Origin of the sequence: Rhizobium sp. ZPR4, assembly GCF_040215725.1 — a bacterium.
In the GTDB taxonomy this organism is placed as follows: domain Bacteria; phylum Pseudomonadota; class Alphaproteobacteria; order Rhizobiales; family Rhizobiaceae; genus Rhizobium; species Rhizobium rhizogenes_D.
Map to the genome: position 1 here is coordinate 259,258 of NZ_CP157968.1, position 16,295 is coordinate 275,552.

Here is a 16,295-nt window from a genome sequence, read left to right on the forward strand (position 1 = left end):
GGCATGAGCATGCTACGATCCGGCCCTGACGGCAATCTCGGCGAGCGCACCTGCATGATCGATGCAAAATGTGACACGGCTATCGTCCCGGATGCCATGAACGACCTGCCCAATACCGAGGTAAGCGCATGACGAATGCTGCAGGCGACAACAAACCGCTCCTGTCTGTAGCGGATCTGACCGTGCGGTTTGGCGAAAACCGCGTGGTCGAGGGGCTTTCCTTTTCGGTCGAACCAGGCAGAACCCTCGCGGTCGTCGGCGAATCCGGCTCCGGCAAATCCGTGACCTCGCTTTCGATCATGCGCCTTGCCGATATGATGGGTGCACGCTTCGAGACCGGCAGCATCCTCTTCAACGGCAAAGACCTGCTGAAGCTTCCGCAGAAGGACATGCGCGCAGTCCGCGGCAAGGAGATCGCCATGATCTTCCAGGAGCCGATGACCTCGCTCAACCCCGTCTTCACCATTGGCGACCAGATCTGCGAAGTCCTTCTTCTTCACGAGAAGATCGGCAAGTCCGCCGCCATCGCCGAGGCTCGACGCCTGCTGGAAATGGTGCGCCTGCCGGATACCGAGGCGCTCTTGAAGCGCTTTCCGCATCAGCTCTCCGGCGGCATGCGCCAGCGCGTCATGATCGCCATGGCGCTCGCCTGCCGCCCCAAGCTCCTGATTGCCGACGAACCGACGACAGCGCTTGACGTGACGATCCAGGCGCAGATCCTCAACATCATGCGGGACCTGCAGAAAGATCTCGGCATGGGCATGATCTTCATCACCCATGATATGGGTGTGGTTGCCGAAATGGCCGACGACGTGGTGGTCATGTGGAAAGGCAAGAAAGTCGAGGAAGGCCCGGTTCGCGAAATATTCGCCAATCCGCAGCACCCTTACACGAAGGCTCTCCTCGCGGCAGTTCCGAAGCTTGGCAGCATGACCGGCCAGGATTTTCCAAAGCGCATGCCCTTGACCGTACTCGACGGCGGCACGCCGAAAGTCGTCGGTGAAGAGCGGGTGCAGAATACCGCCCGCTATGACCAGCAGCCGCTTCTGTCCGTACGCGATCTCTTCGTACGCTTCGATATCAAAAAGAACATATTCGGCCAGGTCACCCATCGCTGCAGTGCCGTCCAGAAGGTCGCTTTTGATATTCATCCCGGCGAGACGCTGGCCCTCGTCGGCGAATCCGGTTCCGGCAAGTCGACCATCGGCCGCACCATCCAGCAATTGCAGAAGGCACGCTCCGGCGAAATCACCTTCAATGGTAAGAGCTTTGCCGCCATGTCGGCGCTGGAGCGTTTCCGCCTGCGCCGCGATGTGCAGTATATCTTCCAGGACCCCTTCGCTTCGCTCGACCCGCGCAAGACGGTCGGCTTCTCGATTGCCGAACCGATCAACACGCACGGCATTATTTCCGGATCGAAAGAGGTGCGCCGAAGGGTGGACGAGCTTCTGGAGCGCGTCGGTCTGACGTCTGCCCATGCCGATCGCTATCCGCATGAGTTTTCCGGCGGCCAGCGCCAGCGTGTCTGCATTGCCCGCGCGCTTGCCTCCGATCCGAAACTCATCATTGCCGATGAGGCGCTTTCCGCTCTAGACGTCTCGATCCAGGCCCAGATCATCAATCTCTTGATGGATCTGCAGGCGGAGCGCGAGCTCGCCTATCTGTTCATCAGCCATGACATGGCGGTGGTCGAAAAGATCAGCCATCGCGTCGCCGTGCTCTACCTCGGCCAGATCATGGAGATCGGCAGCCGCCGTCAGGTCTTCGAAACGCCGATGCACGCCTATACGCAGCGCCTGATCTCGGCCGTACCGATCGCCGATCCGACACAGGAGCGCAAAACCGCCCTCATCGAGGGAGAGATCCCCAATCCCGTCCGTCGCGTCGGCGATGAGCCGCCGATCCTGGCTCACGAGGAAATCACTTCAGGCCACTTCATCGCCAAGAGCGCCTGAGCGACCGCCAACCGAAATATCGATCTGAAGAGGAAACAGGTTCAATGAAAACAATGAAATGGGGATTGAAAACCGCTCTGACCGCACTCGTCATGTCGAGCGTCGCCATCAGCGCCGCCCCCGCTTTCGCGGCAGGCAAGCTCACGGTGTCGTCATCGCAGGACCCGGGCAGCTGGGACCCGATCGACACCTTCCTGGTGGCATGGGCCGCCGTCTCGACCAATATCTTCGACGGACTTACCTATCGCGGCCCCGATCTCAAGCTGGTGCCAGGCCTTGCCGAATCCTGGGAAGAACTCGACCAGGGCAAGCGCATCCGCTTCAAGCTGCGCCACAACGTGAAATTCCATGACGGCGAGCCCTTCAATGCCGAAGCCGTGAAATTCACCTTCGATCGTCTGCTCGGCGAACAGGGTGCCAAGGGGCCGCAGCGCTCGAACTACACCGCGATCGAAAGCGTTGATATCATCGACGACTATACGGTTGACATGAAGCTGAAGACGCCCGATCCGGTGCTTTTGACCAAGCTTGCCGGCTATGGCGCGATGATCGTTCCGCCGAAATACATCAAGGAAAAGGGCGAGGATTATTTCAACCTCAATCCGGTCGGCACCGGCGCATTCAAGTTCGTTTCCTATACGCCGAAGGTGAACATCAAGCTCGAAGCCAATCCGGATTATTGGGGCGGGGCGCCGAAGCTTTCTGAGCTCGAATACCGCTTCATCAGCGAGCCGGCGACCGCCGTTGCCGAGCTTCAGGCCGGCCGCGTCGATATCGTTATCCCGCCGACCATTCCGATCGGCATGCTCCCGGTTATCCAGGGCGACTCCAAGCTCGAAATCGCCAGCGTTCCCGGCCCGACCGTGGACTCGCTGCGCTTCAACACCCGCGATGGCATCACGGCCGATCCGCGCGTGCGCAAGGCGATCATCATGGCCGTCGACCGCGACACGATCGTCAAGTCGATTCTCGCGGGCCAGGGAACAGAAATCGTCAGCTTCCAGAATTCTCTGTCCTTCGGCTACGATCCAGACCTGAAGCCGCTTCCCTACGATCCGGCAGGCGCAAAGAAGCTGCTCGCCGAAGCCGGCGTGAAGCCCGGCGCTGCGTTGCAGATCGACATTCGCGGCAATGACGCGACGATGAACGAAGTAGCGCAGGTCGTCGCAAGCTATCTGCAGATGGTCGGCCTCACCGCCACCATCAAGCCCTATGAAACCAACGTTCTGCTGAACGACATCATCCCGCAGGGCAAGACCGGCGCGATGTTCCAGCAGAAGTGGGGCGGCTGGACCTTCGACTACGACAACACCGCTTATTCGATGTACCACTCCGGCGAAAAGTGGAATCCGTACGAAAAGGATGCCACGCTGAACAAGCTCCTGGAATCGCAGCGTCCCCTCACCGATCGCGCCGAGCGCGAGAAGGTGCTGAAGGATATCGGCAAGTATGTTGCCGACAAGGCGCTCGAACTGCCGCTCTACAACAGCAATGCGATCTACGGCGTCAGCAAGCGGGTCAAAGGCTTCGTGCCCGCACCCGATACCCGCATCAAGCTGAACGAAGTCACCGTCGACTAATCATCCAGCGGGACGCCGCCGGCTCGGTCGGCGGCGTCGTCCAAAAGCTCTCGGGGTAAGAACGTGGCCGGTTTTCTCATCAAGCGATTGCTGCAGGCGATTTTCGTCGTGATCGCCATTACTCTTCTCGTCTCATTCGCCATCCGTCTGACGGGCGACCCTGCCCTGATGATGTTTCAGGGCGGCGGCAGCATGACGGAAGACGATCTCGCGCGCATTCGCGTAGCGCTTGGCACGGACCAGCCTTTCCTCGTGCAATATTTCACTTTCCTGAAGGGGTTGCTGACGCTGGACTTCGGCCGTAGCTTCACCGGCGGAACGCCGGTGTCCCAGCTGATTGCCAATGCCCTGCCCGCAACGCTCCTGCTTGCCTTCATCTCCATGGTCGTTTCGATCGCGCTCTCCATCCCGCTCGGGATCAAGGCGGCGACGGCGCGCGGCAAGACGGCGGATCAGATCATCCGCGTTCTCTCGCTGCTCGGCCTCTCCTTCCCGAACTTCTGGCTGGCGCTGATGATGGTCCTATTATTCTCCATCACGCTCGGCTGGCTGCCGCCAAGCGGCATGGTCGGCATTTCGAGCTATGTCATGCCTGCGCTGACGATGGGCGTGATCCTGACGGCAACGAATGTGCGCCTGGTGCGTACCGCTATGCTGGAAACGCTGCAATCGCAATATATCATGGTCGCGCGGGCCAAGGGCCTCAGCGAAAGCAAGGTGCTCTACAAGCACGCGCTGCGCAACTGCGCGATACCGCTCATCACCTATTTCGGCATCCAGTTCGGCGGCCTGCTCGGCGGCATCGTCGTCATCGAGCGCGTCTTCAATTGGCCGGGTCTCGGCACGCTGGCATTCGATGCCGTCGGCGCGCGCGACTATCCAGTGCTGCAAGGCGTGATTACCGTGCTGGCGCTGTTCATCGTCGGCGTCAATCTTCTCGTCGACATCGCCTATGGCCTTGTCGATCCTCGTATTCGCACGGAGTAAGCCGATGGCCGCCACGATCTCACGCCGTTCGCGTTTCTACAGCTTCGAATTCATCGTCGGAGCCCTGATCACCGTCGTCATCTGCCTTGCCGTGCTGCTCTCCGACATTCTATTTCCCGGCGGTGCGGAAAAGATCGACCTGATGGCACGGCTCGCAAGACCCTTTGCCAGCCTCGCTCATCCCTTCGGCACCGATCCGCTCGGGCGTGATGTGCTTGCCCGCGTCGTCGCAGGCGGCAAGATATCGCTGACCGTCGGCCTGACTTCGGTCATTGGCGGCGTGGTGCTTGGCGTGTTGGTCGGCCTTGCGGCGGGCTATTACCGTGGCATCTGGGACATGCTGCTGATGCGCTTTGCCGACATCCAGCTCGCCATGCCCTTCATTCTCCTGGCCATCACCTTCATTGCCATCGTCGGCGGCAGCCTGACCAACACGATCATCCTGCTGATCGTGTCGCAATGGGTGCAATATGCCCGCCTCGTTCGCGGCTCGGTACTCAGCCTGCGCGAACGCGAGTTCATCCTGTCGGCACGGGCGATCGGCGTCAAAGACTGGCGCATCATCTTCCAGCATCTGCTGCCAAACCTTGTCGGGCCGGTGATCGTGCTGATGACGCTGAACATCGCCAACAACATTCTCCTGGAAAGCAGCCTGACCTTCCTCGGTCTGGGCGTCGACCCGACAATTCCAAGCTGGGGCGGCATGTTGGCCGACGGACGAACCTATCTGCAGACCGCGTGGTGGGTGAGCCTCTTTCCTGGCCTAGCGATCCTTTTGACCGTGCTCGGCCTCAATCTTCTCGGCGACTGGCTGCGCGATAGCCTCGACCCCACTGGCAGAACGACAAGGTAAGACATCATGACTCTGATTTTCGAAAGAAGCTTTGAGCGCACGCTGTCGCGCCTCGTCGCCGATGCCAAGCCTGACCAGAACTTCCAAGCCTGGATCTTCGATGACCGGGAAAGCCGCCAGCGGGCAGAGCGCGAACTCAAGGAAAAGGGTGTCAAGGCGCGCATTCGCAGCGCCTACAAGCCGCTGGTGACCGCCTTCATCGAGGAGATTGATCTACGGGATGTGGACGCGATCGAGATCCGCTACCCGGTTCATCCCAACGCACCGGAAAACCGCTTCCGACTGGAAGCCTATCCACTTGCGGCGATGGTCGGAGATCGCAAGATCGCCTTCATCGCCCGAGCTGACAGCGATTTCCATTATGATGTCCACTTAAAGAGCAATGCGGCTGGCGAGCGCCGATTGAAGGTGCTCGTGCCCAATCGCGTCCATGTCGATGCGGCTGGTGAAACGAGCGTTTCTCCGACCGGCTGGCTCATGCGGGACGGCAATGCGACGGGTGAACGCCTCGCCACGGATTATGAACAGCTTTTCGAAGAAACCATCGCAGCAGTCACCCACTTCGACTGGGGCGCAACCGAGCCCTATTTCGAGGAGCTGAATATCCGAGTTGCCCTGCCGGCGACGGATGAGGCCTTGCCTGTCGGCGATGAAGTGATGAGCCTGCGCGAGGCGCTGCATGAAGACTTCTATTTCTCGCTGCTCGAATTCTTCCAGAAGAAGTCCGGCCGGCCGCTGGGCGACCGCGGCTTGAAGCCCGGGCAGATCGTTCCCCAAGTCCTACTCTCCTCCGGCGAGATCTCTGTCAAAGTCGAAACGCAACCGCTATCCACTCGCTACTGGGATGGCCTGGAGCAGCGGATCGAGGCGGCAACGGAACCTTTGGCCGTACAGCAGATCGAGGCCGAGCTTAACCAGATCGGCGGCGAAGCATTTGAGGCTGCCACTCGCTCCGGACGCTCTGTACGAGCACGCTATATCAAGGGCCGCGATGCTGCTGTGATGATCAGCGGCGGGCAGCACGCCAATGAGACGACCGGCGGCGCGGGAGCACTGCGCGCGGCAAAACGCCTGGCCAAGATCGAAGGGGCTAATTTCACCATCTCGCCGCTGGAGAATCCCGATGGCTACGCGCTGCATCAGCGCCTGCGTCAGGACAGCCCGCGCCATATGTATCATGCCGCCCGCTATACCGCGCTCGGCGACGACCTCGAATACCGCACCGAGGCCAATGCCGGCCCCTATCTCTTCGAGAAGAAGATCCGCTTCCAGGCGGAAAAGCTGAGCGGCGCGCAACTGCACGTCAATCTGCATGGCTATCCAGCGCATGAATGGACGCGCCCGCTTTCCGGTTACGTCCCGCGCAATTTCGCCATGTGGACGCTGCCGAAAGGTTTCTTCCTGATTGCTCGCTATCACTCCGGCTGGGCGACCCAGGCCGAGCAGCTTCTCGACAAGGTCACCAAACACCTTGGCGTCATCCCCGGCCTGCTGGACTACAATGACCGTCAGATCGCACTTTACGAAACCCATGCAGGCGAAACCGGCTTCCGCATCATCAACGGCTTCCCCTGCCTCGCCGATATCGACGATCGCCACACGGTGCCGATGACCCTGATTACCGAATATCCGGACGAGACTATCTATGGCGATGCATTCGTCGCCGGTCATACGGCCCAGATGGAAACCGTGCTGTCGGCCTATGGCGCCTGGCAGGAAATCATGGCTTCGAGCTGACCGAGCGGGCTGATCGGAGCATATCGAGAAGCGCGGTCATGGCACTGGACCTATAGGCGTCCTTCCGGCGTACGAAGAGCGTATCCACCAGCGACCGCTCCGGCGGGAGATCGTGGATCGCAACCCTGCCCTCGCGGGCGGCGGCAGCGACGACACCCTTCGGCAGGAGAGTGACGCCGACGCCTGCCGATACGCAGCTTATGATCGTGTCGAGAGAACCGAATTCCAGCGGCTTCGACGTGACAATGCCCATATCGGCGAGAAGCGCTTCCAGCCGCTGCCGATAGGAGCATCCGATCTGGAAGACGATGGTCTTCAGATCGGCAATCGTGGCCAAGTTTTCCAGCGCTTGAATGGCCGGCAATGTCACGAGAACCAGCTCCTCTCGAAAGATCACTTCGTCGTCGAGATCGGGATGGCTGACGGGACCTGCCACGAAGGCACCCTCGACCCGGCATGAAACGACATCTTCGATCAGCCGGCGGGTCGTACCAGTCGTGACGACAAGGCGCACCTGTGGATAGGTTTTGGCGAATTGGCCGAGGAGCGGTGACAATCGCAACGCCGTAGTCGTTTCCAGGCTGCCGATCGAGAGCGTCCCACCCGGTGAGCCATCATCCTGCGCGGCGGTGCGTGCATCGGCGAGCAGCTTGGTGATACGACCGACGAACGGCAGAACGCGCTCTCCGGCCGGTGTGGTGGACACACCGCGCGCATGCCGCTGGAACAGGCTGACACCCAGCTCCTCTTCCAGTGCCCGAATACGCGCTGTTACGTTCGATTGAACCGTATGCAGCTCCTGTGCCGCCCGGTTCATGCTGCCATGCCGCGATACCGCTTCGAAAACTCTGAGGTCGGATACGTTCATGCCTCACCTATCTTAAAGAGAGATAACCGCTCTCATAACAAATCAATTTTTATGATATAGCTCGCGGCGTATTCTCTCAAGCACCGATAGCTGAGAGAATTCCCATGACTGACGCAACGACGCACGAAATCGATCGAAACCATCATGGCGCCCGGATGGCATGGCGCGCCATCCTGTCGGCATTCTGCGCCTGCCTGATTGGCATCGGCCTTGCCCGCTTCGCCTATACGCCACTTCTGCCTGTTATCGTCGACGCGCATTGGTTCGAGGCCTCGGCAGCCGCCTATCTCGGCGCCGCCAATCTTTCCGGCTATCTCGTCGGTGCGTTGCTCGGGCGACCGGTGGCCGGGCGCATCTCCACTGTCCTCACGCTCAGGATCATGATGCTTGCCGCCACCGCAGCATTTTTGGCCTGCGCCTTCCCGATCAGCTTTGCATGGTTCTTCGCATGGCGTTTCGTGGCCGGCCTTGCCGGTGGCATCCTGATGGTGCTCGCGGCGCCGACCGTCTTGCCGCTGATCGCGCCTTCCCGGCGCGGGCTCGCCAGCGGTGTGATTTTCATGGGCATCGGCGCCGGCGTTGCGCTATCGGGCACGCTGGTTCCCCTGTTGCTGCAACAGGGCTTGCGCGAAACCTGGCTCAGCCTCGGCGCCCTGTCGCTGCTCTTGACGATCATTGCCTGGGCCGGATGGCCGCACGATGTCGCCGGCCACACCACCACAAACCATCGTACTACCCATGTCCCGAAACGCTGGACGCTGCGCACGCTCTACATCGAATACGCGCTGAACGCCGCAGGCTGGGTTCCGCATATGATCTTCCTCGTGGATTTCGTTGCCCGCGGATTGGGACGAGGGCTACAGGTCGGCGCGGAATATTGGGTATTATTCGGCCTCGGCGCCACAGTCGGCCCAATCCTTGCGGGTCATTTGGCGGACCGCACCGGTTTTGCCGCGGCGCTGCGGTTCGCCTTTCTTCTCGAGGCTGTCGCAGTCGCCATTCCCGCCCTTGGCCACGGGCAGGTTTGGCTCATCGCCTCGAGCCTGATCGTCGGCGCATTCGTGACCGGCACGGTTCCTCTGATGCTCGGGCGGATCGCAGAACTACTGCCGCACCACCCGGCCCAACAGAAAGTCGCCTGGAGCCTGGCGACCGTGTCCTTTGCGCTGTTCCAGGCCGTTGCAGCCTACGGGCTTTCCTTCGTCTTCGCCCGAACCGGTGGAAACTACTACCTGCTCTTCTTCATCGGAGCCGGCGCGATGGTTCTCGCCCTGGCGATCGATCTCTTCGTTGCGGTGTTCGTCCGCACGCCGCCGCAGCAAGCCCAGGATCATGACGCACAACGATAGGAGGATCAGACATGGCAAACCTTTTGACTGAGATTACCGGCAGCGAAAAAATGACAGGCGATGGTGGCGCCCTCGATACACTCATCGGCTTCTATCGCGCCTTCAACGCCGGCGACCTGGATGCACTGGCCGCCAACTGGGCCGATGGCGATAGGCCAAGCATGGACAATCCGATCGGAGGCATCCGGCGCGGATGGCCGTCTATCCGTGATGGCTATGCGAAGCTGTTTGGTGGAAAGGCGAAAGTCCTGGTCACATTCCACGATTTTACCAGCCAGGGCGGCGATGACTGGCATCTGTTCGTCGGTCGAGAGAAGGGAAGTTGCGTCACCGCCGACAAGAGTATCGAGCTTCGCATTCGCACGACACGCTGGTTCACCCGGATCGACGGTGTCTGGCGCCAGCTTCACCATCACGGCTCCATCGAGGAGCCTGCCCTGCTTGCCGCCTATCAGGAGATCATCTTCGGCGCGCCATTGGAGCGACCGGCGTAGATGATGTCACGAGATTTTGGCCCTCCATGCGGTAGCTTGCCCACATGGCGCCAAAGTTTCACGCGAGTTGGGATTCATGAGGCATTTTCTACTGTTGTTCGCCAGCCTGTCCATTATCTGCCTGGGGTCATTTGCCCCACCGGCATATGCCGAAGGATTCGTTCGTGCCGATCATCAGCGGATCGTCGACGGCAAGGGCAATCCCCTCATCCTGCGCGGTCTCGGCCTCGGCGGCTGGATGGTGCAGGAGGGCTACATGATGGGCCTTGCCAATCTCAAGGCGCAGCACATCATTCGCGCCCGCATTTCCGAAGTCATCGGCGAGAAAAGGACCGAGCAATTCTATCGGTCCTGGCGCGAGAATGCGGTAACGAAAGCCGATATCGACGCGATGGCCGAATGGGGTTTCAACAGCGTACGGCTGCCGATGCACTGGAACCTGTTCATCGAGGACAAGCACGGCAAGAACACCTCCAGGAATATTGTCTGGAACGAAGAGGGCTTTCGCCGGGTCGACGTTTTGATCCGCTGGCTGAAAGCCAACGACATGTACTTGATTCTCGACCTGCATGCGGCACCCGGCGGTCAGGGTCACGACATCGCCATTTCCGACCGCAATCCGAACAAGCCGTCGCTTTGGTACAGCGATGAGAACCAGGCGATGATGATCGCGCTGTGGAGCGAGATCGCCCGTCGCTACAGGAACGAGCCGACGATCGCTGGTTACGATCTCCTCAACGAACCGAATTGGGGTTTTCAGGACAAGAAAGACAAGGGCGGCTGCCGCGAGACCGAAAATCGGCCGCTGCGCGACATCTATCAGCGCACCATCCGCGCCATCCGCGCGATCGATACCAACCATATGCTTATTATCGAGGGCAATTGCTGGGGCAACAACTATGCCGGAATATTGCCGGTTGCCGACCGCAATACGGCGCTCAGCTTTCACAAATACTGGACGCCGACGACGCAGGAATCGATCGAACCCTTTTTGAAGCTACGCGAGCAATATGACATGCCGCTCTGGAACGGCGAATCCGGCGAGAACAACAATCACTGGTATGCGCGCGCCGTAGAATTGCAGGAAAAGAACGGCATCGGCTGGTCGTGGTGGCCATTGAAGAAAATGGGCGCTGGCAATCCGCTGGAAATCAAGACCAATGCCAATTATCGCCGCCTGACTGCCTATCTCCGCGGCGAAGGCAGGAAACCTTCCGCCAAGAGCGCCTTTGCCGGGCTGATCCAGCTTGCAACCGACAGCCGCTATGACAGGAATATCCATCATCAAGCCGTGGTCGACGCTTTGATGGGACCTTCGCGCAAATCGGGCATGACCGAATAGGATTCACTGTCATCCGTCGGCGCGAGGCACTCCATGTCTCCCGCAATGCGGCTATCCCATTGCATGCCTGATGGTCTTCGAGAGACGCAGGAGAAACGAGGGCCGGGACGATGCCACAAGCTTCCACGAAAGGATGGTCTTTGCCATATCCCGAGGCAGGACACCGATGGAAAGAAACCATCCGGCCAGCATCAGGCGACGCTTTCGCGACGCGTTCATCTTGAAACTGGCAACCGCGCCGGCGGCGGCAAGGGAGAGCCTGGAATCATTCGCGACAGGATGCTGGTCCCTGTCGATGCAAAGTGACGCCAGACGCTCCTCCAGATGGACGGGATCGTGCAGGCCGGCATCATCAGGCACATCCAATCCGATCTCCGTCGCTTGATCCGACAAGGCCTCCAATCGACGGAAATCATGCGCTATGCGCCAGCGCGCGCGCTGGCCGAGCCTTTCGGCGAAGACGGAATGATTGGCGCCATGGATACGATAGGCACCGAGGCAATCTTCGATTGACGTCACCTCGCCATGGAGCGGTGCAACCGTGGCAAGATATCCATCGGCGCCCTGGCGAAACTCCGGCTCCGGGACCGGCATGACCTTGTCCAGCACCGAACGCTTGAATGCCAGACCGCTGGTAACCGTCGTCTGATAGCGACCTTTCCGCAGCAATTCCGGAGTGACGTCGCCGGAATCGAAGGGTAATTCTACGGGTGGAAATACGTCCTTTACATGCATCTGTTCGTCAACGATATGCAGCCTGAATTGCACCTGGGCTGTCTTCTCTTCCCACGCTTCGACAACCTCTGATACCGCATTCGGATAGAGGTAATCATCCGCATCGAGAAACAGTACGATCTCACCGTGGCTGGATGCAAAGCCTGTGTTGAATGCGGCAGCATGCCCACCGTTCATCTCGCGCAGACATGTCTTTATTCTAGAACCGTAGGAGGCAATGACCTCTGCTGTCGCGTCAGTCGATGCATCATCAACGACAATGACCTCAGCGTCGTCGTAATCCTGCTCCAATGCGCTGTCGATGCTGCGTCTCAGAAAATGCGCGTAGTTGTAGTTCGCAATGACGATTGAAACGGGAGTGTGGTCTTGGATGGAGTACATCGCATTGAACCTCGCAGATCTGCTTTGGTCGCGGCGAACCTTCTCATTCAGGTCCTGATGGATGATGTCGATGCCGGCTGGGATATATCCTGACGCATAGGTGGTATCACCTGATATGCCATGCAGCCGATGCTTGGATCATGTCGACCCGTCTTGCCTTTCCGAACCTCACCAGTTTTATGGCTTTTGAATGACCGGCAGGCATGATGTGAATGCCGGCCACCCTGTTCATTCGACAGATTCTTACTTCACTTGATAACGTCGAGCTGCAGCAGACCGCGACAAGTTGGGCTTCAAGGTCTGCCGCGCATCTTCATAAGCCTTCTGCAGATCGACATCTTCGAGCGAGGGGATCGTCGCCAATTCTCCCTGATCAAAGCCAACCAGCGCGGCATCGACCATGTCTTCGGTGGACATGACGATCTCCGATGGCAGATGCTCGACGGAGATACCGGCAACTGCCCAGAACTCCGTTGCGGTCGCGCCTGGCAGAACGGCCTGTATGCGAATATTCTTGTCCGCCAGCTCATGCTTCAGGGACTGGCTGAAGGCGAGGACGAAGGCTTTCGTGCCACCATAAACGCCATTCAGCAATTCCGGTGCGATTGCAACGATCGACGCGATATTGATGATGGAGCCGCCGCCACGCTGAACCAGGCCTGGCACTGCTGCGTAAGTGAGCCGCATGAGCGCAGTGACATTCAGATCAATCATCTGCTGCATCTTGTCGACATCAGCCTCCAGCAAGGGTGCCGCCCCGCCAAAGCCGGCATTATTGATGAGAAGCGTGATCGCTTCATCCGTTTTCAACACATGCTCCACACGACGCAGCCCGCCCGCGGAGCCGAGGTCTGCGGCGATCACTTCGACTTTGCGGCCCGTCTCGGCACGAAGCCGAGATGCGATCACCGAAAGCCGCTCTTCATTGCGTGCCACCAGAATGAGATCGAAGCCCCGATGGGCGAGCCGATGCGCGTAGACGGCGCCGATGCCCGAAGACGCGCCCGTTACCAATGCCTTGCCCGATGAATTTGTCATTGTTTCCATTCCTTGTCCTGCGGTGTCGTTATCCCGCCTACAATGACAATACGCTCGAATGCCGATGACCCAAATGTCATATTCACCACGTTTTCAGACATTCAAAATGCTGACCAATGGCCGGAACCGTAGAAAGTTGATGCCGTTTGCGACCGATAAGTGCTATAAACACCTTTTCCAGCCGTGAGTTTTGCCATGCATTCCATTGGATTTCTCGTCTTCCCCGGCTTTCAGGTCATGGGATTTACCGCGGTGACTGCCTTCGAGGTTGCAAATCTGGCGAGCGGGAGGGAGCTCTATCGTGTGACGCTGCTATCGGAGACAGGAGGGCACGTACGCTCGTCGGCAGGGTTCAGCGTCGAAACGGAGGCATTTGGCGAGACTGCATTCGATTCTCTTTTCATCGGCGCCGCGACAGAAGTTTCATCCACGTCTCCCGCGATCCTCGACTATATCCGTCGGGCTGCAAAATCCGCCCGTCGCGTCGCGGCTCCGTGCACCGGCGCCTTTGCTTTGGCTGAAGCTGGCCTGCTCGATGGCCGCCGCGCAACGACACATTGGGTTTTCGCGCGCGAGCTGCGGGATCGTTTTCCCGCCCTCAAGGTCGATGAAGACAAGATCTTCATCATCGACGGGGCCATCTGGACATCGGCGGGCATGACCGCCACCATCGATCTCGCCCTTGCGATGATCGAGAAGGATCACGGCGAGGAACTGGCGCGAACCGTAGCCCGAAAGCTCGTCGTCTATCATCGTCGCGCCGGCGGCCAGTCGCAATTTTCGACGCTTCTCGAGCTGGAACCGAAATCCGACCGTGTTCAACGCGCGCTCGATTTTGCCGGACGAAACCTGCGCAAGATCGTATCGGTCGAGGAGCTGGCGGAAGCGGCAAGCCTCAGTCCACGTCAGTTCAACCGCATCTTTCGCAGCGAAACCGGCCAGTCCCCCGCCAAGGCGATCGAGAACATGCGGGTGGAGGCGGCACGGCTGATGATCGAAGACGGCCGCCATTCGATGGACGAAATCGCCATCGAAGTCGGCTTTGCCGATCGCGAGCGCATGCGCCGCGCTTTCCTGCGCGTGCTCGGCCAACCACCGCAGACGATCCGCCGCAATGTTCGCGCATTCGGGTAGATGCTGAACCATGGGCACTTAGCTGTGCATTCGCTGATCTATGTCACAAGCCCGTAACAACCCCTGATTAGGGCGATAGCGTTCAACCTTAACGCGGGGGCGTATATGAAAAAGCTTATCTCCGTCATTGCAATGACGATCCTGTCCAGCAGCATTGCTTCGGCAGCCGACTACGTGTCCTATATCGACTATCCTCAGCCGAAGGACGAGAGCCGGGAATTCTACACCGCTATCGAAATTCCTGCCGGCAGCTTCACCAAATATGAAATCGATGCCAAGACCGGCCACATCGTCGTCGACCGCTTCCAGTCCATGCCGGTCGCCTACCCGGCAAACTATGGTTCCATCACCAGCTCGCTCGGCGGCGACGGCGATCCGCTCGACGCCATCGTCTATACGCGCGAACCGATCGTTCCCGGCGCCATCGTCCGCGTACGCGCAATCGGCGTGCTGAAGATGATCGACGGTGGCGAGGTCGACAACAAGATCGTTGCCGTACCCACCACGAAGATCGATCCGACCTATGACGGCATCAAGGAGATCTCCGATCTTCCGAAGCTGGAGCAGGACCGGCTGCAGGCATTCTTCCGTGTCTACAAACAGCTTCCGGACGCCCGAAAAGTCGTCGAAGTCGGTGGCTTCGACAATGCGGAAGCGGCGAAGAACGAAGTCGCCGCTGCCATCAAGGCCTATAGCGAGAAAAAGTGAAATCGACCGGAAGGGGCGGCATATGCCGCTCCTTCTGCTGCATGGTACGGAATGAACCTTCTTAGAGCCGAGCGTCATTGCGCCCCCACGATCGGTCAGCTCAAAGAGAGGTTCGCTCAGCGTGTTGCCTGTCGCAGCCTAACACCGTCGCCTCGAAGCACTCGTTACAACGATATGATGCGTAGTCTGTCGGCCGTATCAATCAACTATCCGCAGGTTTGATCTGATGCGGTACAGAGTTTCGGCCAATCCATCAGCACCAATAACCGCATAGTCATCTCATTAGGTTCGTATCTCTCTTCCAGTTCGGTCCAACTCTTGGGACCGGCAATGTCAAGGATACATCCGCCATAATGCTTGTTCGATGGCGCTGCCATACATCTTCGATGACATGAGCATGTTTCAAGCCAAGAAAAAGCCCGCATGAAGCGGGCTTTCTGATCTTATTCTGCTGCGCCTGCAGCCTTCGTCTTACGCGTGCGCTTCGGCTTTGCTGCCTCTGCAGCAGCCGGTGCGGGAGCAGCTACGGAAGCAGCCTTTGCCCGAGTAGCCTTCGGTGCTGCCTTGGTAGCAGCAGGCTTGACGGCGGCCGACTTTGCCGTTGCGGCGGGCTTGGTAGCCTTCGCTTTGGCCTTCGACGTCGCTGCCTTGCCTCCGGTCTTTGCCGCATTCAGAAGTGCGACGCGACGCTGGCGGTTCTGCTCGAGGGCCTGCCGGAAGCCGGCATCATGCTCTGCGTGATAGGCGAGATCATCGAGAAACTCGGCCACGTCCTTGATCGCGTCGACAACAACATAGCTCAATCCACGACCGGCGTTGACGGAGTCACGACCGACGGTCACGCCAAAGCCACCGGGAACGCGCTGAAACCAAGTGGAGCGCCACTTCTTGAAACCTGCCGCGTCTCGCTCGTACTCCTCCAGATATGCCTTCTGTTCCGCTACTCGAGCACGAAATGTATCAACAACATTGCGTGCGCCAGCCTTCGGCTTATCAGCCTTTTTTGAAGTCCATTTCTCAAGAAAGTTTGCCATTGATCCGATCTCTTCAGGTTAGCGTTCTTTGTCAAGCCGCCGTTGCTTGGGAAGCGATGACGAAGCTCCTCCGCATGGATGCCCGCATATATGTAAAGGA

General features: G+C 59.2%; 15 protein-coding genes. 11 read left to right on the forward strand and 4 right to left on the reverse strand.

Features of this window, described 5'->3' with window-relative positions; translation table 11 throughout:
• The first annotated feature begins 3 nt into the window (after nt 1-3).
• The 6 genes from ABOK31_RS20745 (at nt 4) to ABOK31_RS20770 (ending at nt 7,112) form a co-directional block, all read left to right on the forward strand.
• Nucleotides 4-132 (forward strand): hypothetical protein, encoded by a 129-nt coding sequence (locus ABOK31_RS20745; protein ID WP_349960418.1) that lies wholly within the window; start codon nt 4-6, stop codon nt 130-132.
• Entirely contained in the window at nt 129-1,955 is a 1,827-nt protein-coding gene (locus tag ABOK31_RS20750; RefSeq protein WP_349960419.1) for an ABC transporter ATP-binding protein, read from the forward strand. Before ABOK31_RS20745 ends, ABOK31_RS20750 begins: the two co-directional genes overlap by 4 nt.
• A gap of 44 nt (nt 1,956-1,999) precedes the next feature.
• Nucleotides 2,000-3,535 (forward strand): ABC transporter substrate-binding protein, encoded by a 1,536-nt coding sequence (locus ABOK31_RS20755; RefSeq protein ID WP_349960421.1) that lies wholly within the window; start codon nt 2,000-2,002, stop codon nt 3,533-3,535.
• A 63-nt stretch (nt 3,536-3,598) separates the two neighbouring features.
• Nucleotides 3,599-4,522: an ABC transporter permease gene (locus ABOK31_RS20760; RefSeq protein WP_349960423.1), complete on the forward strand. Its 924-nt coding sequence runs from the start codon at nt 3,599-3,601 to the stop codon at nt 4,520-4,522.
• Between the two features lie 4 nt (nt 4,523-4,526).
• Nucleotides 4,527-5,375 carry an ABC transporter permease gene (locus ABOK31_RS20765; protein WP_349960425.1) on the forward strand — a complete coding sequence of 283 codons (849 nt, stop codon included), beginning with the start codon at nt 4,527-4,529 and terminating at the stop codon, nt 5,373-5,375.
• Between the two features lie 6 nt (nt 5,376-5,381).
• Nucleotides 5,382-7,112, forward strand: coding sequence for a M14 family metallopeptidase (locus tag ABOK31_RS20770; RefSeq protein WP_349960426.1), 1,731 nt, complete (start codon nt 5,382-5,384; stop codon nt 7,110-7,112).
• Here the strand turns inward: ABOK31_RS20770 and ABOK31_RS20775 are convergent.
• Nucleotides 7,096-7,980 (reverse strand): LysR family transcriptional regulator, encoded by an 885-nt coding sequence (locus tag ABOK31_RS20775; RefSeq protein WP_349960427.1) that lies wholly within the window; start codon nt 7,978-7,980, stop codon nt 7,096-7,098. The genes ABOK31_RS20770 and ABOK31_RS20775 overlap by 17 nt on opposite strands.
• 104 nt (nt 7,981-8,084) lie before the next feature.
• On the opposite strand from ABOK31_RS20775, the gene ABOK31_RS20780 reads away from it, so the two are divergent.
• The 3 genes from ABOK31_RS20780 to ABOK31_RS20790 all read left to right on the forward strand — a co-directional run bounded on the left by ABOK31_RS20780 (nt 8,085) and on the right by ABOK31_RS20790 (nt 11,165).
• A complete protein-coding gene (locus tag ABOK31_RS20780; RefSeq protein ID WP_349960428.1) occupies nt 8,085-9,329 on the forward strand; it encodes a YbfB/YjiJ family MFS transporter in 1,245 nt (414 codons plus the stop codon).
• Between the two features lie 11 nt (nt 9,330-9,340).
• Nucleotides 9,341-9,823, forward strand: coding sequence for a nuclear transport factor 2 family protein (locus ABOK31_RS20785; protein ID WP_349960430.1), 483 nt, complete (start codon nt 9,341-9,343; stop codon nt 9,821-9,823).
• Nucleotides 9,824-9,899: 76 nt separating this feature from the next.
• On the forward strand, nt 9,900-11,165 hold the full coding sequence (locus ABOK31_RS20790) for a glycoside hydrolase family 5 protein (protein WP_349960432.1): 1,266 nt from the start codon (nt 9,900-9,902) through the stop codon (nt 11,163-11,165).
• A gap of 51 nt (nt 11,166-11,216) precedes the next feature.
• Here ABOK31_RS20790 and ABOK31_RS20795 read toward each other — a convergent pair whose 3' ends face one another.
• Nucleotides 11,217-12,281: a glycosyltransferase gene (locus tag ABOK31_RS20795; protein ID WP_174181187.1), complete on the reverse strand. Its 1,065-nt coding sequence runs from the start codon at nt 12,279-12,281 to the stop codon at nt 11,217-11,219.
• Nucleotides 12,282-12,524: 243 nt separating this feature from the next.
• Entirely contained in the window at nt 12,525-13,319 is a 795-nt protein-coding gene (locus ABOK31_RS20800; RefSeq protein WP_349960433.1) for an SDR family oxidoreductase, read from the reverse strand.
• A 195-nt stretch (nt 13,320-13,514) separates the two neighbouring features.
• On the opposite strand from ABOK31_RS20800, the gene ABOK31_RS20805 reads away from it, so the two are divergent.
• Together ABOK31_RS20805 and ABOK31_RS20810 are read left to right on the forward strand one after the other, a co-directional pair.
• A complete protein-coding gene (locus tag ABOK31_RS20805) occupies nt 13,515-14,453 on the forward strand; it encodes a GlxA family transcriptional regulator (protein WP_349960435.1) in 939 nt (312 codons plus the stop codon).
• Nucleotides 14,454-14,558: 105 nt separating this feature from the next.
• Entirely contained in the window at nt 14,559-15,161 is a 603-nt protein-coding gene (locus ABOK31_RS20810; protein ID WP_349960437.1) for an inorganic diphosphatase, read from the forward strand.
• 443 nt (nt 15,162-15,604) lie between these two features.
• Here the strand turns inward: ABOK31_RS20810 and ABOK31_RS20815 are convergent, their stop codons facing one another.
• Complete coding sequence (locus tag ABOK31_RS20815) at nt 15,605-16,195, reverse strand: hypothetical protein (protein ID WP_174181191.1); 591 nt, start codon at nt 16,193-16,195, stop codon at nt 15,605-15,607.
• Nucleotides 16,196-16,295 lie beyond the last annotated feature (100 nt).